The organism is Ancylomarina salipaludis (assembly GCF_004122035.1).
Taxonomy (GTDB): domain Bacteria; phylum Bacteroidota; class Bacteroidia; order Bacteroidales; family Marinifilaceae; genus Ancylomarina; species Ancylomarina salipaludis.
In genome coordinates, this window is sequence record NZ_SAXA01000003.1 from 318,984 (window position 1) to 345,652 (window position 26,669).

Genomic DNA, 26,669 nt, shown 5'->3' on the forward strand with positions numbered 1-26,669 from the left:
TCACCGCAAACGTTTGATATGTTAGTATATGTATATTTGAATATGTGTGTTAAAGAATAAGGTTTAAATTAATTGTTAAATTATTCTTATATGCGTTTTCAAATTAGAGAGTAGAAGTTTATTTCATGTCATATTTCGTCTATTATCAGTGTTTTACGAAATTCAGTTGACATACTAATATAAGAAAAATTTATGAGAAGTGAATAAATGTTAAAAAGATATCGCTTTAGTTCTTGAGATTTTATAGTCAATACGCTAAAAGTTTCGCGACTATTCAAATTAAAGTCTGAGAAATGAAAGAGGTGGTGGATATTGGGTCTTTTGTTTTTATATAAGTAAGAATGGTTGGATCGGGGGGATATTTTCAACATTTTTTTTTAAAACGGGCTGTTTTTAGGGAGCTGGGGTTAATCGCTGAAGATATATACTCCACTATGTTGTGGGGTGGATGGTTTGATAGGAATCTTGATCCGGTAAAGAGAAGATAACTCAACAATATTTGGCGTTGAGAAATCATATTATTTAAATCATATGAAAATGAAAGTCAAAAAAAAAAGAGGGAATCCGTTTCTGGATTCCCTCTTTGAAGTATCAATAAATTTCTACGGTTTTATTCTCAAGGTCAACAGTTATAATGTGTTTTCCTGCAGTTCCTTTGAACCAGAGGTTTTCATCGCCATCTTCTCTATCGGCTTGTCTGGCATTCTCTAGGTTAGAGCTTACACCACCATTAAAGAATGGAAAATTGTATGAGGTTGGTCCCCAGTCTTTTTGTTCCAGAAAGCGGAAACGATCTATTGCAAATTCAGTAACTGTTTGATACACATTGGGCGCAATGTTTACCATTTCAACTGCTTTGCCAGGATCCCAGCCAGCATCAGGAACACCTGCTCCAACAATATATATTCTGGAATTATCATCTGTATGAGCTGCATCCAGTATAATTGATTGCGTGTTTAAATCAACTGTTATTGTGTATTCGCCCGGAGTTCCTTTAAACCAAAGGTTTTCGTCACCATCTTCTCTGTCTGCCTGTCTGGCATTTTCGAAATTATTATCAACCTTGCCGGTGAAGAATGGGAAGTTGTATGAAACCGGACTCCAGTCTTTTTGTCCCAAGAAACGGAAACGATCTACTGCAAAGGTAGTTGTTGCACGATAAATATTCGGTGCAATATTAACCATTTCAACAGCATCTCCAGGATTCCATCCGGCAGGAACAGCTGCACCCACCATATAAATGCGCGAACCATCATCATTAGGGTCTGCTAATTTGTATAAGGTGAAACTTGTTTCAATTACTTCAGAAGTAATAGGAGCAATGTTAGAAGAAATTGAAGCTGTAACTCTTAATAGAACGATCACTGGTTTTTCAGCTTCAAAATCATTTCGTACCAATATTCCGTTTACAGCACTACTTTTCAGACTTATAAAATTATTGGTTGTTTCCCCCAGTTCGATAGGTTTTGAGAAATCACCACCATCTTTATCAGCTTGTAGTTTATAGGTAATCTCAGTTGGTGCTCCAAAATCAGCATCTGACCATTTGAATGCAAGCTTGTTTTCGCCAGAGGCTTCGCTTATAATATAAGCTTCTCCATTTTCAGGAAGTTGAAGCACTGGTTGTACCGGATTAGCACTCATGTACACCTGATCTTCATCTTCAGTACAGCCTGATAATAGGGCTAATCCAGCAAATAATGTAGAATATAATATTTTTTTCATCTTCAATTGAATTTAGATTAGTAACCAGGAGTTGGAGTTAAATTCGAATTTGAATTTAATTCGCTTAATGGAATAGGATATAGGTTGTAGTGTGCATCTACTGATTTACCATCTTTAAGACCACCTTTCCAAGGCCATAAATATTTAGAGTTACTAAATTGACCAAAGCGGATAAGATCTGTTCTTCTCATACATTCCCAAGAAAGTTCTCTGGCTCTTTCATCAATAATAAAATCAAGAGTTAGATCTGCTTCTGTAATGTTTCCGGAAGTATTACCGTAGGCACGAGTTCTTAGTTGATTGATATATGACGTTGCCTCACCTAATGATCCGCCATTTCCACCGCGTAAAACAGATTCAGCATACATTAAATAAACGTCAGCTAAACGGAATATTGGGAAATCAGTGTCAACAAAATTATCATCAGATCCATTAGTGCCATCAGAATTTTTGTTGGTGTATTTTACCAGCATATAACCTTCGGTAAATTCGCCAATTTGATCAATTTCAAGAGACTGCCCTTCAGTAAAGAACATCGCTCTCTTATCGTTATTCTGATCAAATTTGTTTACGAAAGCAGAGGTTACACGGTTTCCACCCCAACCACCGTTAATACCGGCATTGGCAGGTACATAATCACCACCAATTGCAGCATGAATAAGATAAGTTGTTGCTCCGTATGTTTGAGAATTTAATCCGTCGCATGCAAATGCAAATATCATTTCATTGGTTCTTAAATGATTGTCAGCCATGAATAGTTCCTCATAACTGTCATTTAAAGAGTAGAAAGGCATGATTTTTTTACAGTAATCGATACATTCGGTGTATTTTACTTCGTTGATGTAAACTTCAGCATTTAAATACATTCTTGCCATAAGAGCCCATGCAGCGCCTTTGTCAATACGTCCATATTCATTGTTGCCTGGTTCAGCTAGCAGACTTTCAATTTCACTAACTTCAGCTTCAACAAATGTGAATATTTCTTTACGGGTTTTCTGTTCGGGTTTAAACTTACCTACAGGGTCAGCTTCTGTAAGAATAGGTACACTACCAAATAAGTCTAAAGCATTGTAGTAAACCATTGCTCTAAGTAGGCGTGCTTCAGCTCTATACTGCTCAATGTTTTTAAGATCGTCGCTAGTTAGAGAGCTGATTAGTTTCCCAGGTTCAGTATCTCTTAAATATTGATTGATGAAACCGATAGTTAGGTACAAGCGAGTGTACATATTTCCCACAAAACCGTTACCTGAAGTCCATTTTTGATTATGAAATTCTTTGATGTCACCATCATTCCAAGCAGCAATAGCAGCATCGGTTGAGAGTTCCTGACAATAGAATAATAAACGGGTATAAACCGTAGAACCTGGATCTCCCCCGGCAATATCAGCATTTCCTCCAGCTCCTTCTTGTCCTGCTAGTACAAACGAACCGTAAAGTTTCGATAGCCCTTGTTTGTATGATTCAGCAGAAACATAAATCTTATCTCCTGATTTATAATTAGGATCGATAGGCGTTGTATCCAGGTCGTCAACACACGAAGTTAATGTTGAGCCTAAAGCTACAGCAGCCATCAGTATATATTTTTTTATATTAGTTTTCATATCGAAATGAATTAGAAATTAACGTTTACTCCCAATAGGAATGTTCTTGGTCTTGGGTAGATGTTATTGTCAATACCACCAAATATCTCAGGATCCAATCCTTTGTAATCTGTAATGGTGAATACGTTTTGAACGGTCGTATACAAATAGATGTTTAGTTTATCTTGGCAAACTTTCCCTAAATCATAACCTAGAGTAACATTATCCAGCTTAAAGAATGAAGCATTCTGAATAAAATAATCTGAGTGGTATTGAGCTGTAAAGAATTTAGCGTCATTGGCATCAGCCACACGGTTCGTAATATTGTTTAGTGAACTAACAACCCCTTCGAAATGACCTTTGTCTGATTCGATGTTGTTGTAAACGTAATTACCTAAACTCAAACGTGCATTCATCGATAGTGTCCATTTCTTGTAACCCAAATTAGATCCAAATCCGAAAGTCCAGTCAGCCGATGGTTTTTGGTAGATATAACGATCTCCCTCAAGTGTGATTTGACCATCGTTGTTACGGTCAACATAAACACCTTCAAGAGGTTTTCCATTTACATCATACATTTGTTGATAAACATAGAATGCATTTGTAGTATGCCCCGTGCTGTTAATTTGGATGTTATTTCCGGTACCACCAGAAATTCCGCCTGTAAAGACCCCTTTGAAGTTAGGATCATTTGAGTCGGTTAATTTGGTGATTTCATTTTTATTGTAAGCGGCATTGGCATTCAATTCCCAATTCCAGTCATCATTTGCAATAATAATTCCGTTTAAAGCAATCTCTAGTCCTTCATTTTCAAGAGAACCAATATTGGTTACAATACGGTTTTTAAGGTTTGAACCAGCAGGTACATCAATTAAATTGATCAAATCTTTAGTTTTTCGCTTATAAGCATCGACACTACCATTTAATCTGTTGTTGAAGAAACCAAAGTCTAAACCAATATTATAAGTGGTGGTCTCTTCCCATTTGATATGCTCGTCATAGGCACTAGGACGGATTGTGTTGTAGTAAGTATCTCCAAATTGATAGCGAGCCTGGTCATTACCAATGTTATAGATCCCCTGATAAGGATAATCTCCTTGTCCAATTTCTTGTTGACCTGTTACACCATAACCTAAACGTAATTTCAAGTTAGATAGTTTCTCAAATTTCTTTAAGAAAAGTTCTTCATTCATTCGCCATGCAAAAGCAGCAGATGGGAAAAGTCCCCAACGATTGTCTTTCGAGAATCTTGAAGATCCATCCTGACGAAGAGTGAAGGTTAATAAGTAACGATCTTTGAATGTATAGTTCATACGTCCAAAAAATGAAACTAAGTAATTTTCAGTTCCAGATTGTGAAGCTGGTGATTTTTCAAAAGACTGATCAAATGTGGTTGTTGCACTATTAGCATCTTCTCTCCAAAAATGTTGCCACGAATATCCTCCAACCAAATCAATTTTTGAATCAAATTGGTCAAAATCTTTTTTATAGTTTAAATAGAATTCTACCAATTCGTTTTTCTTTTCTTGCGAATAAGCTTTTCTCGAACCATTCCCGTTATTGGATTCAGTCCAGGCAGCTTCAGCATCTTCAATCACATCACCTTCTGATTTTGAGTAATCGTATGCCACATTCAAATTGGCTCTAAGTTCAGGTAAGAAATGGAACTTATAGTCCAATTGAGTATTACCAATGAAACGTTTTACTTCAGAGGTGTTGCTTTTTTGATTTAATAGAGCTAATGGATTTGTAGGTGCTAATACGTCTCTAACATCACCATTAAAGTAAGTATAGTAGTTGCCGTATTTGTCGTATTTAGAATCCTCTGATTTTACAGGACGGCTTGGGTCAAATGCAAGGGCATTACCTATTGCTCCGGTATCAGCAAAACGATTCTTAATATATAGACCTTTTGCATTAATGTTCACTTTTAAGTGATTTTCAAAGAAACTAGGGTTTAAGGTTAATGCACCTGTATAACGTTCTAAATTTGAAGTCTTCAAGATCCCTTCCTGATCAGTATACCCTATAGATACGCGGTAAGGCGTGTTGTATTCTGAACCGGAGAAGTTAATGTTGTGATCGTGACTGATTGACGTTTCGAAGATTTCTTTTTGCCAGTCTGTATTTTCGGTGCCTAATAAATCAACTTTGGCAGGATAGTATTGTTGAATAGCTTCACCTAGCTCTTCGGTATTAAGCAGGTTAATCTGTTTTGCAATAGTGTTAACCGAAACATTTCCAGAATAATTGACTTTTAAAACCTGTCCCTTTTTACCTTTCTTTGTTGTTACAAGAATAACACCATTAGAAGCTCTTGAACCATAAATTGCTGTTGCTGAGGCATCTTTTAATACCGTGAAAGTCTCAATATCATTAGGATTGATTGTATTTAACGGGTTGCGCATACCTGAAACGGCATCGCTGCTCACAGGTACACCATCAATAATAATAAGAGGATCATTACTAGCAAATAGAGAAGATCCTCCTCGAATACGAATGGTAGAACCAGAGCCTGGTGCGCCACCTCCTGAGGTAATTGTTACACCTGGCATTTTACCTGTTAATAGTTCCTGTGGTGAAGAAATGGATCCTTTGTTAAAATCATCTGATTTGATGGCAATAACAGACCCCGTAGCATCTTCTTTTTTAACTTGTCCGTAACCAATCACAACAACTTCGGAAAGGTTTTCGGTGTTGGTTGATAAAACAATATTAAAATTAGTTTGATCGCCAACGGCTATTTCCTGACTTTTATATCCAATAAAAGAAAATACCAAAGTTGAAGATGCTTCGGCAGAAATGGAAAAATGACCATCAAAGTCAGTACTTGTACCCGTAGTGGTTCCTTTAACAACTACAGAAACACCAGGGATTCCCATGCCATCGTTTGCATCGGTAACTGTACCAGATACTACTTTTTCCTGAGCCTGTGTAATGGTAAAAGAGCATACCATAACTAACAAGAGAAGCAGTTTTCTGAACATACTAATGTTAAGTTTCATAAATAAAAGTTTAATGTAAATAAGAAGTTCGTGTTGATGATGTTTTTTGAAATAAGGTTCTTTTTAAATCGTTTTCGAGATTTGTTGGAATCTATTCCATTATTTTATCATGTTTTTTGATTTAGCAACCAACTTACAATTATTGAACTCAATGTTTCCGACTATGAATTTTCCTTTACTGTAAATTAATTGTTATCTAAATCTATAGTTAGCCTTAATTATTTTCGGGGCTAAAGGTAGAAAGCGTGCCATTAATCATTGAATTGAATGAATGAGAATAGCTCTAAAATCACTGCAAACGTCACCGCAAACGCGTGATATTTCTATATACATATATTTGCATGCTTGAGAGGAGCGGGAAGTCAATATTAATTGTTGATTTATTCTTATATTTACACTTGAAGGAAATCAAAATCTGGATAAAGTCTAATTTTACGGGCTATGAAGACCTTGAATGGGAATATGTTGTTTTAGTAAAAAAAAAAAGAAAATATATGAGAAGCGGACAGGTAACCATAAAAGATATCGCTAAAGAGTTAGGTATTTCAGCTTCAACAGTATCAAGAGCTTTAAAAGATCATCCGGATATAAGCGTAAAGACGAAGGAGGCGGTCAATGCTTTGGCAAAAGCCTGGCATTATAAACCCAATGCCGTTGCTTTAAGTTTGAGAAGTAGTAAGAGTAATGTTATAGGTGTGATTATTCCTGAGATTGTTCATCACTTTTTTTCTTCGGTTATCAGTGGTATCGAGAAAATAGCTCACGACGGTGGCTATAATGTTATGATTTTTCAGTCCGATGAATCTTATGAACGTGAGCTGGATAATACGCAAGCTTTATTATCCAGTCGGGTTGATGGCATTTTGGTTTCGATGTCAAAAGAAACTAAAGATTATGATCATTTCCGTGAATTGAGAAGAAATGGAATACCAATTGTATTCTTTGATCGAATTTGTAATGAATTATCCTCTGATAATGTGATTGTTGATGATTTTACAGGTGCTTTTTCAGCGGTCCAACATTTAATTGATACAGGCTGTAAACGAATTGCGCATTTGTCGGCACCACAGCATATGCTTTTGGGACAAAATAGATTACAAGGCTATCGTCAGGCATTAATTAAGAATAAACATAAGATTGACGAAGATTTGATTATAAAGTGTGACAGTTTTGACGAAGCTAAAGAGTTGGTACCTCTATTATTGAATCTTCCCGAGCGTCCTGATGCGATATTTGCGGTGAACGAATTGACTGCGGCCGGGGCTTTGTCAGTTGTTAAGAAAGCGGGTTTGCGTGTTCCGGAGGATATTTCAATTATTGGTTTTACTGATGGGATCGTGTCTCGTGTGACAGATCCGGCCTTAACTACTTTAGAGCAACATGGTCATGAGGTTGGGTTAAAAGCGACTGAGCTGTTACTTGAAAGAATAAAAGACAGGAGTATGGATTATGAACCTGTTACTCGCGTTGTTAAAACGTCACTGGTGGTCAGGGAATCAACCAGATACAAGGAGTAATTTTAACCTTTTAGATATTGAGGGGATATCTCTATTAGCAATTTGGTGCTTTTAGAGATATTTTTTTATGGCTATAGCTTAAAATGATTCTATTTTAATATTTTTTTTTACTTTTTAAAATTTGTTTCGCAACCGTTTGAAATGCTGTTTAGCTCACTGTTTATGGGCTTTTGTGAATTCTATATTTGTTTTGTTTTTTGATATTCTGTAAAATTTAGTCTAATTTTGAATTCCAGAGGGAAACCTCTATTCCGACTATATTGAATAATTACTTCCTTTATTATTGATCTCAAGCTGAGCTATAGCTCAGCTTAATTGGGATTGGTATCCTTTTTTTTAAGGTGGCACATGCTGAGTTAGCCTATCTTGTGTCTCAATTCTGACGATATTTTTTTGTAATTTACTGTTATCGTTTTCGATAGCTTCGTTTTAAGAAAATATCCCTTTTCAGATTGCAATGTGTAGTTTGATAATTATAATACCATTCAAAACGATAATCTAATGAAGAAACAACCTCGTTTAAATTTTTGGCAAATTTGGAATGTGAGTTTTGGTTTTCTTGGAATACAGATGGGGTTTGCTTTGCAGGGAGCCAACGTCAGTCGTATTCTATCGAATTTAGGTGCTGATTTGCATCACCTTTCACTTTTTTGGTTAGCTGCTCCTGTCATGGGCTTAATTGTTCAGCCTATAGTTGGGGGCGCGAGTGATAGAACCTGGAATCGATTGGGACGTAGAGGACCATACATTTTTGGAGGTGCTTTTGTTGCAGCCTTAGCCATGTTCTTTTTGCCCAATGCGGGTATTGCAGTGTATTTAGTACCAGCCTTGGTATTTGGAGCCTTAATGTTTGCCATTATGGATGGTTCCTTTAATATTACAATGCAACCTTTTAGAGCTTTAGTAGCCGATATGGTACCTTCAGAACAACGTAACCTTGGTTATTCTGTACAGAGTTTCCTGATTAATACGGGTGCTGTTCTGGGTTCTATTTTACCTTTTGTGTTAACCAATGTATTGGGAGTTGCCAATGTTGCTCCTGATGGAGAAGTGCCTTCTTCTGTCGTTTGGTCTTTCTACATAGGTGGTGGTGCTCTCTTGCTTTCTGTTATTTGGACTGTATTCAGAACAAAAGAATACCCTCCTAAGGAATATGCAGAATACAAGGGACTTGATTTGACTAAAAAGAAGGATCCGAGTGAGAAAGGAATCATGGGATTTTTCCGTTTGTTAAAGCAAACGCCTAAGACCATGTTGCAACTTGCTATTGTTCAATTCTTCTCTTGGTTCGCATTGTATTTAATGTGGGTTTATACAACTTCAGCTGTAGCTCAACACATTTGGAGCTGCCCAATAAGCGATACGTCTTCAAAAGCTTATCAGGATGCGGGTAACTGGGTTGGTATTTTATTTGCCGGTTACAGTTTGTTTGCAGCTATATTTTCAATTTTCATGTCACGAATGGCCACTAAAATAGGTCGTAAAACGGTTTATAGTGTATCTCTTTTATTGGGTGGTCTTGGCTTTTTGTCTACCCTGATGTTTTCGGGTGGAGACATGATCCATTTAAACTTATTGATAACACAGGTTGATGTGCCTTCAAGTGCAGTTTATTGGTTAATACCTATGGTTGGAGTTGGAATTGCCTGGGCAGCTATTTTGGCAATGCCTTATGCTATTTTATCTGACACATTGCCAGCCGATAAAATGGGCATTTTCATGGGGATTTTTAATTTCACAATTGCAGGTCCTCAGATTATTAGTGGTTTTGTTGGTGGTCCAATTTTGAAAGAATTTTTCAATGGTGAAGCCATATATGTTCTGGTTTTATGCGGTGTCTGCATGATTTTGGGAGCCATCTCGGTTATGTTTGTTAAGCAAGCTAAAGCTGTGAACTAATTTTGATATTTCAATTACTGTTTATTACTATAAAAAAAATCCCATGGGAGCGATTAGTGCATGTATTTTTGATTTAGATGGTGTTGTCGTTGATACTGCGAAATACCACTATATAGCTTGGAAAAGCTTGGCCAATGGATTGGGCTTCGATTTTACAGAGGAGGATAATGAACGTTTGAAGGGTGTGAGCCGTATGCGTTCTTTGGAGATTCTAATGGAAATTGGAGGCGTTGATCTGGATGAGGAAACGCAATTGAAATTGGCTGCTAAAAAGAACGAGGAATATTTGGAATATATTCTGAAGATGACACCTGATGAAATTCTTCCTGGTGTGAAGGATTTCTTCGAGGATTTAAAAGCCAAGGGTATTAAAATAGCCTTGGGCTCTGCAAGTAAGAATGCTATGACCATTCTCAATCAATTGGAACTAACCCCATATTTCGATGCGATTGTTGATGGAACACATGTTAGTAAGGCTAAGCCGGATCCGGAGGTGTTTCTTAAAGGCGCTGAACTTTTAGGCTACGATCCTGAAAATTGTGTTGTGTTTGAAGATGCAGAAGCTGGTATTGAAGCCGCAATAAATGGCGGTATGCGTTGTGTCGGAATTGGTTCACCTGAGGTGTTAAATAAGGCCAATTTCGTTGTTCCGGGTTTTGAGGGCTTTTCTTTTGAGAAAATGGAATCTGGATTAAAATAAGAGTACGATGGCTTTTGTCGCATGGTAGATCAAAAGCTTTTCAATTAAATGTAGCAGATTACTATCTGCTCTCAATCTTTATTGGGACTGTAATCTAAAACTTGAAGAAAAATGAACGAGTATTTAAAACATGATGAGTGGTGTATCATTGAAGAAGGGTTTACACCTGAAAATCATCGATCATCAGAAAGTATATTTAGTCTTGGTAACGGAAATATGGGGCAACGCGCTATGTTCGAAGAGCAATATTCCGGCGAGACTTTACAAGGAACGTACATTGCAGGGGTTTATTATCCGGACAAAACCCGAGTAGGTTGGTGGAAAAACGGATACCCTGAATATTTTGCTAAGGTGCTTAATGCGCCAAACTGGATTGGCATCGACGTTAAAATAAACGGGGAAATGCTTGATTTAGCAAAATGTGAAGTGAGTGAGTTTGTTCGTACGCTAAACATGAAAGAAGGCGTATTGGAGCGTTCTTTTGTGGCTACAATGAGCAATGGCAATAAGGTGAAAATCGAAGCTAAAAGATTTTTAAGTATTGTGACTTCTGAAGTGGGTGTGATTCGCTATTCGGTGACCGCACTAAACTTCGATGGTAAAATTAGTTTCAACTCTTACATCGATGCTGACGTTAAAAACGAAGACTCGAACTATGATGAGAAATTCTGGGATATCCTGAACACCAAATCGATGACTGGTGAAGCTTATATTACTGCACGTACCAAAAAACTTGATTTCCATGTTTGCATGAACATGCGTTATAAGGTTTTAAAGAACGGACAGGATGTGGCTGCGACTGCTAATATCATCGAAAAGGAGAAATATGTTGCCAACACAGTTGAATTTGATGTTGAGCAAGATGATGAGCTAAGCTTTTACAAATATGTAAGTGTTTTAAGTTCATTGAATCACAGTAAAACTGAAATCAGTGGTAATGCAGCTAAGGTTTCTGCTACAGCTTTCGAAAAAGGATATGGCGCTTTATTAGAAGAGCATGTTGCTGCCTGGGCTGAAAAATGGTCGATCTCTGATATTGTGATTGAAGGGGATGTGGCTGCTCAGCAGGCTATTCGTTTCAATATTTTCCAGTTGAATCAAACCTATACGGGCGAAGATGAGCGTTTGAATATCGGACCTAAAGGTTTTACCGGTGAGAAATATGGCGGATCGACTTATTGGGACACTGAAGCTTATTGTGTACCTTTCTATTTGAGTACATCCCGTCCTGAGGTGACTCGTAATCTGTTGATTTATCGTCATAAACAATTGCAAAAAGCGATTGAGAATGCTGAGAAATTAGGATTTACAAATGGAGCTGCTCTTTATCCTATGGTAACCATGAATGGTGAAGAGTGTCATAATGAGTGGGAGATTACCTTTGAAGAAATTCACCGTAATGGAGCCATTGCTTTTGCCATTTACAATTACATCCGTCACACCGATGATCAAGCGTACCTTGCTGAATATGGCCTGGATGTTTTGGTGGGTATTTCACGTTTCTGGAGCCAGAGAATTACGTTCTCTGAGGCGAAAAAGAAATATGTGATGCTTGGCGTTACCGGACCTAATGAATACGAAAATAACGTGAACAACAACTGGTATACCAATACCATTGCTTGTTGGTGTATGTCGTATACTCAGGAAGCCTTTAAATATGTGAAGGAAAGTAATCCTGCGCGTTACGAGGAAATTATTAAAGCTCTGAATTTCGATTTCGAAACCGAAACGACCAGATGGAATGATATTATTGAAAACATGCATTTCCCTGTTGACGAGGAAACCGGTGTTTTCATGCAGCAAGATGGTTTCATGGACAAGGAGCAATTGATGGCTTCTGATTTGGATCCTCAATTCCGTCCGATCAACCAATTCTGGTCTTGGGATAGAATTCTGCGTTCATGTTTTATCAAACAAGCCGATGTTTTGCAAGGCATTTATTTGTTTGAAGAGAACTACGATCTGGAAACCATTAAGAAGAACTATAACTTCTACGAGCCTAGAACCCTTCACGAGTCGTCTTTATCACCATGTATCCATTCTATTTTGGCTTCAAAAATCGGGGATATCGACAGTGCTTACGAAATGTATTTAAGAACGTCTCGTTTGGATTTGGACGACTATAATCGCGAAGCTCATGAAGGTCTTCATATTACCAGTATGGCTGGTACATGGATGTCAATTGTAGAAGGTTTTGGAGGTATGCGTGTGGTTAACGGACAACTTAGCCTGAAGCCTTTAATTCCTGAAAAATGGCAATCTTATTCTTTTAAAGTATTGTTCCGTGGTAACCTGCTTAATATTTATGTGTCAGCTGAGGAAGTTGGTGTTATAAATGAAGAAGGTGAAGACATTTCAATCTTTATCAAAGATGATGAATATAAAATTGAGAAGAGCAGTAGTCTTGTTATAGAAAACTAATCTCTCTAATGAAAAGTTGGCTTGCTGAATTGTGTATAAGAACAAGGAGTGCAAGCCAATTTTTTTACCTTTTAACTCAGTACAAAAAAGGATTTGCTAAGATGTATTTTCAACCGGTATGTTTTGCGAATCAAATAACTTAACAACCAAGCTTCCGATATTTATCGGGTAAACAACAACCGAACCATGAATAGATTAAGAACCTTATTGATCGCATTGAGTCTCACACTTATCTGTGGAACAAGCTCCTTTGCAGGAAGAATTAAATTGGATCATGTTGAACCCATGTTTTGGTGGGCGAATATGACCAATCCCAAATTACAAGTCATGATTCATGGCGAAAATATTTCAGATTGCCGGGTGGCGATTGACTACCCGGGAGTAACAATCGAAAGAGTCATTAAGACTGATAACCCCAATTATTTGTTTGTTAATCTTCTGATCGACAAATCGGCTAAAGCCGGTAGTTTTGATATCCTTTTCACAGACAAGGGCAAAACTAAAGCGACCTACCAATACGAATTGAAACAAAGGCGAGCGGGTTCTGCTGATCGTAAAGGTTTCGATTCTTCAGATGTGGTGTACCTCACCATGCCCGACCGTTTCTCCAACGGAAATACCGATAACGATACCGTTAAAGGAATGAAAGATATTTGTGATAGGGAAAATCCCAATGCCCGTCATGGTGGCGATATCCAGGGAATCATCAATCACCTGGATTATTTGCAGGAATTGGGTATTACAGCCCTTTGGAATACCCCATTGATGGAAGATAATATGGATAAGGTGTCTTACCATACTTATGCCATTTCGGATTTTTATAAAATAGATGCCCGTTATGGCACGAACGACGATTATGCACGTTTGTCTGCCGAAGCAAAGAAGCGTGGCATCAAATTGATTATTGATATTGTAACCAACCACTCTGCCTCTGCACACTGGTGGATGAAAGATTTACCTTCGAAAGATTGGGTGCATACCTTTCCTGAATTTACCAATTCGAATCACCGTAAGAGCACAACCAATGACCCATATGTATCGAAAGTTGATTACAAGCTTAATTTTGATGGCTGGTTTGATACCAGTATGCCTGATTTGAATCAGAAGAACAATTTGTTGTTGACCTATTTAATTCAGAATACCATTTGGTGGATCGAATTTGCTGACTTAGGCGGGGTTCGTGTGGACACTTACCCTTATAATGATAAAGATGCCATGGCAGTTTACTCGGGCGCAATTATGAGCGAATATCCAAATTTTAATATTGTTGGTGAAACCTGGTTGAGTACGGCTGCCGAAATTTCTTACTGGCAGGAAGATGCCTTAAATCACGATGGCTACAATTCAAACTTGCCTTGTGTGATGGACTTTTCATTACTCGAAGCCATGGTCAAAGCATTTGATGAGAAAGAAAACTGGAATACAGGTTTGATTCGTTTGTACAATTCTTTAGCCTTTGATTATTTCTACCCGCATCCTGAAAATATTTTCACTTTCATGGAGAATCACGATACGGACAGAATGATGACCGTTTTGAATGGTGACATGCGTAAATATAAAATGTTGATGAGTTTCTTATTGACCACGCGTGGAATTCCGCAATTGTATTACGGTGGAGAAATCCTGATGGAAGGTCGTAAATCTGATGGTGATGGTGTGATGCGTGTTGATTTTCCAGGAGGTTGGGAAGGTGATGCCCGAAATGCCTTTACCAAAGAAGGACGAACCGATCGCGAAAATGAAGCCTTCGATTTCTTAAAAAAACTGTTGAATTACCGCAAGGATAATCCCGTATTACACACAGGTAAACTCAAGCACTTTGTGCCTCAGGATGAAACTTACGTTTATTTCCGTTGGAATGATGAAAAAACAATCATGGTGATCATGAATAATGATGATGAGGAGGCTAAAACTGTCGATCGCAAAAGATTTGACGAAGTGATGTCGGGTTTTACATCTGCTAAAAATGTGATGACGGGTGAAAAATTAAACGACATCAGTACAATTGAAGTTCCGGCAAAATCGGTAATGATTTTAGAATTGAATTAAGTAATGATTTAAAATCGGATAGAGTCGACGACCTGTCAGCCTTTAAATGTAAGGTATTTGATACGATAAAATAAAAATGAGAAAAAATTTCTTTATAAAGATTCAGGTTCTGTGTTTGCTTGTATTCCTTTCCGGAATTGCAACTGCACAAAACATCCAACGTACTTATAAAAGTTACGAATTAAAAAATGAGCATTTAATCGTCAATACGAACGATGGTCAGTATCTGATCAGGTTTTACGATGAGAATATTGTTGAAACCAGTTTTATCCCTCAAGGAGAACATTTTAACGCAGAGTCGCATGCGGTTGTTTTAAAGCCAGATGTAGTTAAGGCTAAATTAACAGACAGCAAGTCTGAATTGACTTACGCCACTGCAGGCATGAAAGTTTTATTAAACAAATCGCCTTTTCAGATCACTTACAGCTACAAGGGAACGCAACTGATTTCTGAAAAGAGAGGTTATTTTGCTTCTGATAAAACTGAAAATATCGAATTCAATCTGGACAGCACTGAATCTCTAATGGGAGGAGGGGCTCGTGTGTTGGGTATGAACCGCCGGGGTTACAAACTGCAGTTGTATAACAGAGCCCATTACGGTTACGGCACACATTCCGAATTGATGAATTACACCATGCCTTTGGTGATTTCATCGAAGCGTTACGCGGTTCATTTCGATAATGCACCCATTGGTTTCCTCGATTTGGACAGTCAGAAAAATAACACATTGGCCTACGAAACCATCTCCGGAAGAAAAACCTATCAGGTGATTGCGGGTGATACCTGGCCTGAATTTATGGAAGAATTTACCGATCTGACCGGGAAACAGGCTCTTTTGCCTCGATGGGCTTTGGGTAATTTTTCATCTCGTTTTGGTTACCATTCCGAAAAGGAAACACGAGAAACAGTAGAAGCATTTAAAAAGGACAGTATTCCTTTGGATGCCATCATTCTGGACTTATTTTGGTTTGGAAAAGAGATGAAGGGGAATATGGGAAATCTTGAATTTCTAAGAGATTCCTTTCCTCATCCGAAACAGATGATGGCCGATTTTAATAAGCAGGGTGTTAAAACCATTTTGATTACAGAGCCATTTGTTTTGACCACATCAAAGCGATGGGACGAGGCTGTTGAAAATAAGGTATTGGGGACTGATTCTCTGGGAAATCCATTTCGATACGATTTCTATTTCGGAAATACAGGACTGATTGATGTCTTCAAGCCTGAAGCGATGGATTGGTTTTGGAACATTTACAAACAGCACATCAAGGATGGTGTTGGAGGCTGGTGGGGCGATTTAGGCGAACCTGAGGTTCATCCTTCAGCCTTGCAACATGTCAATGGATCGGCTGACGAGGTGCATAATATTTACGGACACCAGTGGGCGAAGTTGGTTTTCGAAGGCTACCAAAAAGATTTCCCCAATCAACGCCCTTTTATTTTAATGCGAGCTGGCGCTGTGGGGTCACAACGCTATGGCATGATTCCATGGTCGGGTGATGTGAGCCGTTCGTGGGATGGACTAAAACCTCAAACAGAGATTTCATTGCAGATGGGCTTACAGGGTATTGCTTATATGCACTCCGATTTGGGTGGTTTTGCAGGAGACAATTTGGATGACGAGTTGTATGTGCGTTGGTTGCAATATGGTGTTTTTCAACCCATTTTCCGTCCGCATGCTCAAGAAGCCGTGCCTTCTGAACCTGTATTCCGTGAAGCTAAAACCAAAGCTTTGGCTAAAAAAGCCATTGAGTTGAGATACCGCATGTTGCCTTATAATTATTCTCTGGCTCATGAAAATTCGGTTTCGGGTCTACCATTGATGCGTCCGCTGTTTTTCGAGGAGCAGGACAATGCCAGCCTTTTTGATATTTCGGATACTTATATGTGGGGGGATGCCTTTTTGGTTTCTCCGATAACGGATGCTAAGGCGACAAAAAAAGAGGTTTACTTCCCGGCTAACAATACCTGGTTCGATTTCTATACCGATCAGATGATTGAAGGCGGCTCAGCTAAGAAAGTTGATGTTGCGGAAGATCATATTCCGGTTTATGTTCGAGCGGGTTCGTTTGTGCCGATGGCCAAACTGGTGCAGTCAACGCTTGACTATTCAAGCAAGCAGATCGATTTGCATTATTATCATGCCAATACAGTTACTGAAGGTAAAGGCAATTTGTTCGATGATGATGGGCAGACAGCTCAGGCTTTTGAGAAAGGCAATTATGAGATGATCCGATTTTCATCTCGCAGTCATAACAAGAATTTGACGATTCGTTTCGAGTCGGAGAAGGGGGCGGCCTTTGCTGCTGTTGATCGCGAATTTGAACTGATTATTCACAATATCAGCAGACAACCTAAAAAGGTAAAGCTTGCCGGTAAAAAACTTGATTACAGTTGGGATGCCAGCAGGAAACTTTTATCTGTAAAAGTGAAAATCAAGTCGGGTGATGCAACCACTGTGAATGTAAAATTTTAGTTTAAACCAGACAGGTTTATTAACAAGGTGTAAATCAAACCTGTCAGGTTTGGTTTTTAAAACTATAAGTATAAAATGATGAAACTTCAATCAAAACTAATTAGTCTGCTTATGTTTCTTTTGGTTTTGGGCGGATGTACGACCTCCGACAAACAAGAGAAGAAGAGCGATGTGCCTTTCGTATGGGAAGGAGCGAATGTCTATTTTCTATTGACTGACCGATTCAATAATGGCGATCAATCCAATGATATTAATTTTGATCGAACTCAGAAAACGGCAAAGTTACGTGGCTTTGAAGGCGGTGATATCAAAGGGGTGACTCAGAAAATTAAAGAAGGATACTTTAATAATCTGGGGATAAATGCCATTTGGATGACACCCATTACCGAGCAAATACACGGAGCTGTTGACGAAGGAACGGGTGCAACTTACGGGTTTCATGGCTATTGGACAAAGGACTGGACAGCACTTGATCCTAACTTTGGAACAAAAGCCGATTTGGCTGAGCTGGTTGAAACGGCTCATGCACATGGCATCCGTATTCTGTTGGATGGGGTGCTTAACCATACCGGACCAGCTACTGAAAGTGATCCGGCTTGGGAAGAATCGTGGGTGAGAACCTGTCCGACCTGCGACTATACCAGCTACAAAACCACCATTGAGTGTACCTTGACCAATAATCTGCCTGACGTGAAGACCGAGAGCACACAAGAGGTTGATATTCCGGCTGAACTGGCAAAGAAATGGAAAGCTGAGGGCCGATACGACGAAGAAATGGCTGAATTGGATGCCTTCTTCAAAAGAACGGGCTATCCCAGAACACCCAGATTTTATCTGATTAAATGGCTGTGCGATTACATCACCGAATTTGGAATTGATGGCTACAGAGCCGATACCGTAAAACATACCGAAGAATCGGTTTGGGCTGATCTGAAAAAGGAATGTGAAGCAGCATTCAGAAGCTGGAAACAAGCGCATCCCGAAAAAGTTTTGGATGACAACGATTTTTATCTGGTTGGAGAAGTTTACAATTTTAATATCAGTGCTGCCAAGGCTTTCGATTTTGGAGACAAGCAGGTGAACTACTACGATTATGGCTTTAACAGCATGATCAACTTCGAATTTAAATACAATGCCACGACTAGTTACGAGGATTTATTCTCACGCTATTCAACTATTCTGAACGAAGAATTGAAAACAGTGGGCGTCTTAAATTATCTGACCTCGCACGACGATGGCAGTCCTTTTGATTCGTCGCGAAGTAAAACCTACGAAACGGCAACCAAGCTTTTGCTTTGCCCGGGAACCTCACAGGTTTATTATGGCGATGAGTCGGCTCGTTCACTGGAGATTGAAGGAACAGTAGGCGATGCCACTCTACGTTCGTTTATGAACTGGGAAGATATTGCCAAAGATGCCAAAACACAAGCCTTACTTAAGCACTGGCAGAAACTGGGACAGTTCCGTCGCAATCATCCGGCAGTGGGAGCAGGTGTGCATCAGATGATTTCAGAGAAGCCTTATGTGTTCAGTCGAAGCTTTGCACAGGAGAACTATCAGGACTACGTTGTGGTGGCTCTCGATCTTGAAAAAGGTAAGAAGGAAATTCCGGTTTCCGGTTTTGAGGAAGGTACGCAATTGCGAGATGCCTATTCGGGGAAAACCGTTAAGGTGCTTGATTCTAAAGTTAGTTTAGACAGCGACTTTTCAGTGGCCCTTTTTGAAAAAATGGATTAATATTTGACAATTAAAAATATAAATGATGAACAGAATTCTTAATTCAGCACTGAGCCTGCTTTTGATGGCCGGTTTATTGATGTCTTGCCAAAATTCGCCAAAGGCAAAAAAAGAGGCGGATGCCAAGCATGAAAAGTCATGTTGCAGTCACTCGATGCATTTGGATTGGACCCGTAATGCGAACATCTACGAGGTGAACATTCGCCAGTACACGCCTGAAGGAACCATCAATGCTTTTGCCGAGCACATGCCTCGTTTGAAAGAGATGGGTGTGGATATTCTTTGGATTATGCCTGTGTATCCTGTTTCTCAAGCCAAGCGTAAGGGCAGTTTGGGTTCTTATTATGCCGTGGCTGATTACCGTGCCGTGAATCCTGAGTTTGGAAGCATGGACGATTTGAAAAATTTGGTTAAGAAAGCTCACGATATGGGCATGAAGGTTATTCTTGACTGGGTGGCTAACCATACCGGATGGGACAATGTGATCATGAAAGATCATAAGGACTGGTATACACAAAACGATAAAGGCGAAATTATTATGCCGGAGGGAACAGATTGGTCGGATACGGCTGATTTGAACTACGAAAACAAAGATATGCGTGAATACATGAAGGGGTCTTTGAAATTCTGGATCAACGAAGCAGATGTTGATGGTTTCAGATGTGATGTAGCCGGTATGGTGCCAACTGATTTCTGGAACGAGGCGAGAGCTGAATTGGATTCGATTAAACCCGTGTTTATGTTGGCTGAAGGATGGAAACCTGAGCTTTTGGAAAAAGCTTTCGATATGGGATATGCCTGGGATCTTCACCATTTGATGAATGATATTGCTAAGGGAGAGAAGAACGCCAACGAGCTTGATGCTTATTTTGCTAAAATCGATACCCTTTACCAAAAGGATAATTACCTGATGAATTTCATCACCAACCACGACGAGAATTCATGGAACGGAACCGTTAAGGAACGTATGGGTGATGCGGGCAATGCCTTTGCTGTTTTGTCGTTTACAGTACCGGGTATGCCTCTAATCTATAGCGGTCAGGAAGCCGGAATGGACAAGCGTTTGAAATTCTTCGAGAAAGATGAGATTGACTGGACTCGTAAAGACTTAATTCCTTTTTACACCCAATTGATTGATCTGAAAAAGACCAATAAAGCCTTATTCAATGGCGTTAAAGGTGGCGATTTGGTAAGAATCCCTACCGATAAAAACGAAGCCGTTTATGCCTTCGTTCGCGAAAAAGACGGCGACAGAATTGTGGTGGTTCTTAACCTAAGCAAGGATGCTGTGGACGTTAAATTAAATACTGAGGCTTATGCAGGTGCTTACAGCGACTTTTTCACCAAAGAGAAGCAAGAACTTGCTAAAGAAACAGCCATGTCTTTAAAGGCCTGGGAATATAAAGTATTTGTAAACTAATTTGCTTTCTGTTTTACGGAAAGTGGGTACCCCTCAAAAAGCCATTCTCTTCGGGGAATGGCTTTTTTATTGGAAAAAGAATGAGGCTTTAATCTCAAAATGAAATTCAGTTTTACCCCAGCCCTAAAGGGAGCCTGAATTTCAACGATTCATTTAAGTCCCCTTTAGGGAACTGTAGCGAAGCGTAACTCGACGAAGTCCATAAAAGGGAAAAGTCGTTGCCTGGTATAGGTTTTTACTCTTTTAGGACAACTTTTTTATTGGAAAAAGAATAAGGCTTTAATCTCAAAATGAAATTCAGTTTTACCCCGGCCCTAAAGGGAGCCTGAATTTCACCGACTCATTCAAGTCCCCTTTAGGGGATTTAGGGGTAGTGAACTGTAAGCAGAATTCGACGAAGTCCATTTAAGGGTAAAAGTTCTTGCTTGATATAGGCTTCTACTCTTTTGGATAGCTTTTTATTGGAAAAAGAATAAGCTTCGAATCTCAGAATAACTAACGAATTTACCGATATGAAACACATAGCTCTTGTTTTGATTTTTTGCAGCAGCTTGTTGGCCTGTAACAAACAAAAGAAACATTCACCTCTAAGTTTTAAAGATTACCCGGCATTTCAGTCGGCATACATTCCGGCTCGCGATGTTAAAGTGATGCTGCCTCCGGCTTATGATGCTAAAAAATCGTATCCCGTTATTTATATGCACGATGGGCAGATGCTTTTCGATAGCACAAGAACCTGGAACAAACAGGAGTGGGGTGTTGACGAGACGATTGATAGCCTGATTAAGGCTCAGAAAATACGACCGGTTATTGTTGTGGCGATTAATAACACCACCAACCGTTATTTGGAGTATATGCCCAACAAGCCACAGGAGGTCTTGAAATCGATAGACAGACCGGAAAAGTTCAAAGGCAAAATTCTGTCTGACGACTACCTGAAATTTTTGGTTGAGGAACTCAAGCCTTTTATCGATAAGAATTACAAAACCCGTTCAGATCGGGATAATACCTTTATACTGGGTTCGAGTATGGGAGGCCTGATTTCCTGTTATGCCATATCGGAATATCCTGATGTGTTTGGTGGCGCGGCTTGCATGTCGACGCACTGGCCAGCCATTGATGGTGTTTTTCTGAAGTATGTGGCGGCGAATTTACCCGATCCGCTAACGCACAAAATCTATTTCGATTATGGGACACAAACACTCGATTCGCTTTACGAACCCTATCAGTTAATTGCGGACAGTCTGATGCAAGAACGGGGCTATCATCGAAATGAGAATTGGATGACCCAAAAATTCGAGGGGGCTAAGCATGACGAGAATGCCTGGAAAAGCAGGTTGCACATTCCCCTTGAATTCTTACTGGGTAAAGAATAAGGCTTCGAATCTCAGAATGAAATTCATTTAAGTCCCCTTTAGGGAACTGTAGCGAAGCGTAACTCGACGAATCCCATTTAAAGGGTAAAGTCGTGCTTAGTATGAGGTTTTATTTGTGAGCTCTTCTCTTTTTTATTCTTTATTGTTTCGTAGATTTGAACTCTCAAAATAGGGTACATTAAGCTCGTAGGCTATGTACTGCATGCTAAAGACTGGCAGAAAATAAAACCAATTTTGAATAGTCAGTCTGGTGCTAGATTAAAAGTAATGACAAACACGAATTCAATAGATATGACGTGCCGGAAAGCGGTAATATTTGATATGGACGGGGTCATAGTTGACTCAGAGAAACTTTGGAAACAGGCGGAATATGAGGTTTTTACATCTTTAGGGGTAAAAGTGACTGACGAAGATTCTAAAATAACCCAATCGATGACAACTTCTGAAGTCACAGAATTTTGGTATGATAAGTTTCCCTGGGATAACAAAGATTTCCATACTGTAGAACAAATGGTTGTATCACGGGTTATCGACCTGATTGAAACCCAGGATTGTCATATAAATGGGATAAAGCCTTTTATTGAGAGATTAAAGGATAAGAACTATAAAATAGCCCTGGCGACCAATTCACCCAGCAGAATTATTCCTGCCGTATTAAAAAAAGCGGGTATCATACATTTATTTGACACCTTATCTTCAGCCGAGTTCGAAGATAAGGGCAAACCCGATCCTGCCATTTATTGCAATACAGCAAAAAAACTAAATATTAAACCCGAGAATTGTTTGGTTATTGAAGATTCATATTCGGGGATGTTGGCTGCAAAGAATGCGGGAATGACTACAGTTGCCTTTACTAATGGGAATAAAGAAATTGACTTTGATATAGCAGATTATAGAATTGACAATTTTGAAACTCATGAGATTGAATTTCTGAGCGAGTTGGGATTGAAAGCATAAAGTATTTGTGCAACGGGATAGGTTATATTCCCGAAAGCTTTTATTCTAAATTGATAAATTAACAAAGCCATTCTCCGCAGAGAATGGCTTTTGTTTTTTCAGATTGCTTTAATCCTAGTCGTTTATTTCCAGGCTGATTTCCTTGCCCAGCATTTTTTCAAAGGGTAAGGCGAATTTAAGCTTGCGACCGACCCTGGCTGCCTCGTTTGCCGAATAACCTTTGTATTGAATCAGGTAAGCCATTAAAACGTTTGTCACTCTACCAGCGCTACGACAATGTATCAGGAGTTTTTCTTTTCCCTCGAGTAATTTGGCAAAGGCCTCAAGATTTTCAGGCGTATAATCTTTATTGCCCCCTATGGGTAAGTTGTGGTAGTCTAAACCCAGTTCGCTTGCCATATTTTCTTCGTTGTAGGCATAAGTGGCAAAGTCCTGATTTTCTTTTTCGGTGCGTAGGTTCACAATTTTACGAACCCCTTGCGATTTGTACCAACGCAGGGCTTCCAGGCTGGGCTGTGCACTGATGTAGTAGTTCTGATATTTAAAGGCGCTGTTGAAATCTTTGATGATTTCAACCGAATCGGCTTTTACGGTTTTGTTTTTAGCCTGAGAGCTAAATGCCAAAATAAGGCTTAGCATGAGAGCGATAATGGGTGTTTTCATTTTGTTTGTTCTGTGTTTGAGTTTTTGTGTGTTCCTTTTCTGAACGAGGCCAAACTTCGCTAAAATATTAGTCTTAGGCAAGGCTAATTGACTATTTCTGATACAGAATAGAAGCTAAATAAGCGACATAAAAATAGAGAATTGTTTTTATTTCTTATTGTTTCTTTTGTTAAGCCTGCTTCTTTTACTAGTTTTAATCTTGACAAACATAAAAGGCACAAGTTATCTTTGCGAGTTTTGTATGTTACACTTTTGATAACGGCTATTGAAAATAAGTGCAAGGGTGCATAAACTAGTTACAGCAATATAGAATGGGATATGAAATTTTCGAACCTCAAGTAAAAGCTCCTTTGCACACATTGGCAAGAGCTGAAGCAAAACGGCACTTTAATTTGCACTTATCAAGTATCGGTGAAAGAATTAAAGAACTAGAGAAGCTTATGAATTCAGTTAATATTGAATTAGACTTTACGATTGATAGTATAGTCAAAATTGATAATTGGTTCCCTGATATAATTGAACCTAACCCCCAAAAAAATAATGAACCCAATGGGAAATCTTTTTCAATATGTAATGACTTGGGAATGTATCTCGGAGAAATACTCAAGAAAGAAAGTGAATGGATCAAGTGGGAATTAAATACATTAAGAAAAAGTGATATTTCTTATCATAGACCTGTCCTGACTAATTTTAGGGGTGTAAAAAACAAAAATTATTATATAGATTTTGATTTAGTTTTATGTCAATATGCTCATAGAATAATAGATGGCAAAGTTGAACTAGGGACAATTAAGAGAATGATTGAATATGCTATAGAAAAGTCTAATTAAGATAATGCTGCTACATACGCTATATACCATAGGCGGGTAGTGAATTTCCAAAGATTTAGTGCTTTAATGAGCTATCTTTCCTTTTAATAAATATTGAAATATAAATCAACAAAGGCATCTACGTTATATAGCGCCATCCGTTGGCTTTAATACCTGAAAATAAAACTTAAAAAAATACTAATGGAAAAAAATAAATTAGTTGAACTTACAAACGAAGAATTACAGATTGAAAAAAAGAAATTAAAAAAACGTAAATTCTTAAAAGCATTATTAATCGGAATTTTAGTAGGGGTTTTATTTATGTTAGGCTCTGCTATAGTACATTACGAAAGTCCTTTTGGAACTATACCAATATTCCTTTTACTCTTCATAATTTTTAAAATTGCAAAAAGTCCTGATAAAGACAAAACCCTTGAAGAAACTTTAAAAGAACGGAACATAAATTAACCAAGTCTTAAACCTAAAAATTGATTGAGTTAAAAAATAAAAGTACTAAAGCCAACATACGCTATATACCATAGGCGGGTAGCGAAGTATGTTGCACTTCTGATAAAGGATGCTGAAAATAAATACAAGGGTGCATATATAAACTAGTTAGGGGTAATTTTAAAATGCTCTTAATAAAATCAAATCTTAAGAAACAATTGAATAGCATAATGACACGATTGAAATATTTATACAAAAGAAAATCTGAAGGTATTTTTCTATGGATATTAACATTTATATCGGTATTCCTAATTATTAAATCCTCAGATGACCCTTTATTACCTCTTTTAGAAGGGGGGATTTTTGAAAGCATTTTTCACCAATTTAGTTATGGTAATCTTATAGTTCAGACAATTTCACTAGGTTTTGTAGTTAGTTTAATATTTTATTTAATAGTTGTGTATATACCGAATAAAAGGAAGGAGAAAGATGTTGATCCTTATGTCAAAATTCAATGTGAATCCATCATATTCTCCTCTTCTGTTATAATAAAGGATATCATTTCAAAATCAGATTCGGGGCATGATTTTAAAAACCTAACAATTGAACAATTTAAAGAGATTTGTGAAAAAGTTAACCCCCTAGATCACATTACAAAATTCCACAATGGTATTGGAAATTACTTTGATCAGCATTTGGGTTACAAAATAAACAACAATTGGATTAGAATTGAGGAAGAGGTAGATAACCTTCTCAAATTATTACCACATATTGATACGGGTATATTAAACAGAATATACGATCTAAAGAATTGTACTTTTAGAATATTTGCAAAAGATTTATCTCAAGTGGAAAAATTTAAAAATGATAATTTAAATGCCTGGTCAGAACCTCTTTTTGAAATATATACACTCTCAAAAGAATTAAGAGAGTATAGTAGTTTGTATTTCAAAACAGACCTTAAAAATGATCCATGGAATAAATAAAAACTACCCCTAACAAAAGTAACCGTTGCACAAGCCCCTAATAGTGCTGCAAGAGAGAATCATTTAGAAATTTAGATAATAGAATTGGATTAAAAGAAATATAGAGATGAAACAATCGGAAAATAAAGATTATACGGCTGTAAATATAGGACCACTGGATGAGATCAAATCCCATTCACTCATTCACCCCATATCAGGAAAAGAGGTTAAGGGGAAAGTGTTTTTAAAAGAGCTGACCAAAGCAAGCGGTACCGAAATATCCTTTAACGCCTTGCCCCCTAAAACCGAGCTGGGGTATTTTCATATTCACAATCAGGATGAAGAAACCTATATTGTGCTTAAGGGGTCGGGGTATTATCAGGTGAATGAGGATTGCTTTCCCATTGAGGAAGGAAGCATCATACGCGTTGCACCCGAAGGGGTGAGAAGTTTATGCAACAGCTCAGATGAGGAGTTGGTTTATATTTGTGTTCAATCGAAAATGAATTCATTGGAAGAACATACCACTGACGATGGTTCGCGGGTGGCATACGATTCGAAAATGAAAGCATTCGTTTAAAAGCCTCCCCTGATCGTTTGTATCAGAAATAAAAGGCGATCAATCTGTAGGGGAGAGAGCAAGGAAGGGCATCAGCGGCCAGACCTTGTAAAATTTACCGTAAAAAAAATATCTAAGCCAAGCCAGCCGCTTGGCTTTTTCTTTTGGCAATGCCCCGTCTTTTCAAAAAACGGGCTTATTCGTGTCACGAAAAGCTTCCCCAAGCAAAAAGACGCCTTTGTAATACCCTGAAATAGCTTGACACAAAAAGTCAAGGTAATGGAAAAAAGAAAAGAAGGGATGCTCACCAACGAAATGAGTGGATTTAAACGTGAAAGTATAAATTACAATAACTATGAAATAA

18 protein-coding genes are annotated in these 26,669 nt (G+C 38.3%); 14 read left to right on the forward strand and 4 right to left on the reverse strand.

Features of this window, described 5'->3' with window-relative positions; translation table 11 throughout:
- Positions 1 to 591 precede the first annotated feature (591 nt).
- Genes EO244_RS05435 through EO244_RS05445 form a run of 3 tightly spaced genes read right to left on the reverse strand, consistent with a single transcriptional unit; the run spans position 592 to position 6,310 of the window.
- Positions 592 to 1,725 carry a SusE domain-containing protein gene (locus EO244_RS05435; RefSeq protein WP_129253639.1) on the reverse strand — a complete coding sequence of 378 codons (1,134 nt, stop codon included), beginning with the start codon at positions 1,723 to 1,725 and terminating at the stop codon, positions 592 to 594.
- A 17-nt stretch (positions 1,726 to 1,742) separates the two neighbouring features.
- Positions 1,743 to 3,326, reverse strand: a complete 1,584-nt coding sequence (locus EO244_RS05440) for a RagB/SusD family nutrient uptake outer membrane protein (RefSeq protein WP_129253640.1) — start codon at positions 3,324 to 3,326, stop codon at positions 1,743 to 1,745.
- 11 nt (positions 3,327 to 3,337) lie between these two features.
- Positions 3,338 to 6,310, reverse strand: coding sequence for a SusC/RagA family TonB-linked outer membrane protein (locus EO244_RS05445; RefSeq protein WP_129253641.1), 2,973 nt, complete (start codon positions 6,308 to 6,310; stop codon positions 3,338 to 3,340).
- Between the two features lie 494 nt (positions 6,311 to 6,804).
- Between EO244_RS05445 and EO244_RS05450 the strand changes: the two genes are divergently transcribed.
- From EO244_RS05450 to hxpB, 10 genes are all read left to right on the forward strand, one after another.
- Complete coding sequence (locus EO244_RS05450) at positions 6,805 to 7,827, forward strand: LacI family DNA-binding transcriptional regulator (RefSeq protein ID WP_129253642.1); 1,023 nt, start codon at positions 6,805 to 6,807, stop codon at positions 7,825 to 7,827.
- Positions 7,828 to 8,328: 501 nt separating this feature from the next.
- On the forward strand, positions 8,329 to 9,726 hold the full coding sequence (locus tag EO244_RS05455; protein WP_129253643.1) for an MFS transporter: 1,398 nt from the start codon (positions 8,329 to 8,331) through the stop codon (positions 9,724 to 9,726).
- Positions 9,727 to 9,769: 43 nt separating this feature from the next.
- On the forward strand, positions 9,770 to 10,426 hold the full coding sequence (gene pgmB / locus EO244_RS05460) for a beta-phosphoglucomutase (RefSeq protein ID WP_129253644.1): 657 nt from the start codon (positions 9,770 to 9,772) through the stop codon (positions 10,424 to 10,426).
- 111 nt (positions 10,427 to 10,537) lie between these two features.
- On the forward strand, positions 10,538 to 12,847 hold the full coding sequence (locus tag EO244_RS05465; protein ID WP_129253645.1) for a glycoside hydrolase family 65 protein: 2,310 nt from the start codon (positions 10,538 to 10,540) through the stop codon (positions 12,845 to 12,847).
- A gap of 186 nt (positions 12,848 to 13,033) precedes the next feature.
- Entirely contained in the window at positions 13,034 to 14,896 is a 1,863-nt protein-coding gene (locus tag EO244_RS05470) for a glycoside hydrolase family 13 protein (RefSeq protein WP_129253646.1), read from the forward strand.
- A gap of 76 nt (positions 14,897 to 14,972) precedes the next feature.
- On the forward strand, positions 14,973 to 17,372 hold the full coding sequence (locus EO244_RS05475) for a glycoside hydrolase family 31 protein (RefSeq protein WP_129253647.1): 2,400 nt from the start codon (positions 14,973 to 14,975) through the stop codon (positions 17,370 to 17,372).
- Between the two features lie 75 nt (positions 17,373 to 17,447).
- A complete protein-coding gene (locus EO244_RS05480; RefSeq protein ID WP_206734490.1) occupies positions 17,448 to 19,109 on the forward strand; it encodes an alpha-amylase family glycosyl hydrolase in 1,662 nt (553 codons plus the stop codon).
- Between the two features lie 25 nt (positions 19,110 to 19,134).
- Positions 19,135 to 20,529, forward strand: coding sequence for an alpha-amylase family glycosyl hydrolase (locus EO244_RS05485; RefSeq protein ID WP_241687944.1), 1,395 nt, complete (start codon positions 19,135 to 19,137; stop codon positions 20,527 to 20,529).
- Positions 20,530 to 21,041: 512 nt separating this feature from the next.
- Entirely contained in the window at positions 21,042 to 21,905 is an 864-nt protein-coding gene (locus tag EO244_RS05490; RefSeq protein WP_129253648.1) for an alpha/beta hydrolase, read from the forward strand.
- A 267-nt stretch (positions 21,906 to 22,172) separates the two neighbouring features.
- Positions 22,173 to 22,862 carry a hexitol phosphatase HxpB gene (gene hxpB / locus EO244_RS05495; protein ID WP_241687945.1) on the forward strand — a complete coding sequence of 230 codons (690 nt, stop codon included), beginning with the start codon at positions 22,173 to 22,175 and terminating at the stop codon, positions 22,860 to 22,862.
- A 114-nt stretch (positions 22,863 to 22,976) separates the two neighbouring features.
- Here the strand turns inward: hxpB and EO244_RS05500 are convergent, their stop codons facing one another.
- Positions 22,977 to 23,525 (reverse strand): fused DSP-PTPase phosphatase/NAD kinase-like protein, encoded by a 549-nt coding sequence (locus EO244_RS05500; protein WP_129253649.1) that lies wholly within the window; start codon positions 23,523 to 23,525, stop codon positions 22,977 to 22,979.
- Positions 23,526 to 23,836: 311 nt separating this feature from the next.
- Between EO244_RS05500 and EO244_RS05505 the strand changes: the two genes are divergently transcribed.
- From EO244_RS05505 to EO244_RS05520, 4 genes are all read left to right on the forward strand, one after another.
- Entirely contained in the window at positions 23,837 to 24,355 is a 519-nt protein-coding gene (locus EO244_RS05505) for a hypothetical protein (RefSeq protein WP_129253650.1), read from the forward strand.
- 180 nt (positions 24,356 to 24,535) lie between these two features.
- Complete coding sequence (locus tag EO244_RS05510) at positions 24,536 to 24,802, forward strand: hypothetical protein (protein ID WP_129253651.1); 267 nt, start codon at positions 24,536 to 24,538, stop codon at positions 24,800 to 24,802.
- Between the two features lie 209 nt (positions 24,803 to 25,011).
- Positions 25,012 to 25,767, forward strand: coding sequence for a hypothetical protein (locus EO244_RS05515; RefSeq protein ID WP_164977412.1), 756 nt, complete (start codon positions 25,012 to 25,014; stop codon positions 25,765 to 25,767).
- 106 nt (positions 25,768 to 25,873) lie between these two features.
- Positions 25,874 to 26,326 (forward strand): cupin domain-containing protein, encoded by a 453-nt coding sequence (locus EO244_RS05520; protein WP_129253653.1) that lies wholly within the window; start codon positions 25,874 to 25,876, stop codon positions 26,324 to 26,326.
- The last annotated feature ends 343 nt before the right edge of the window (positions 26,327 to 26,669 follow it).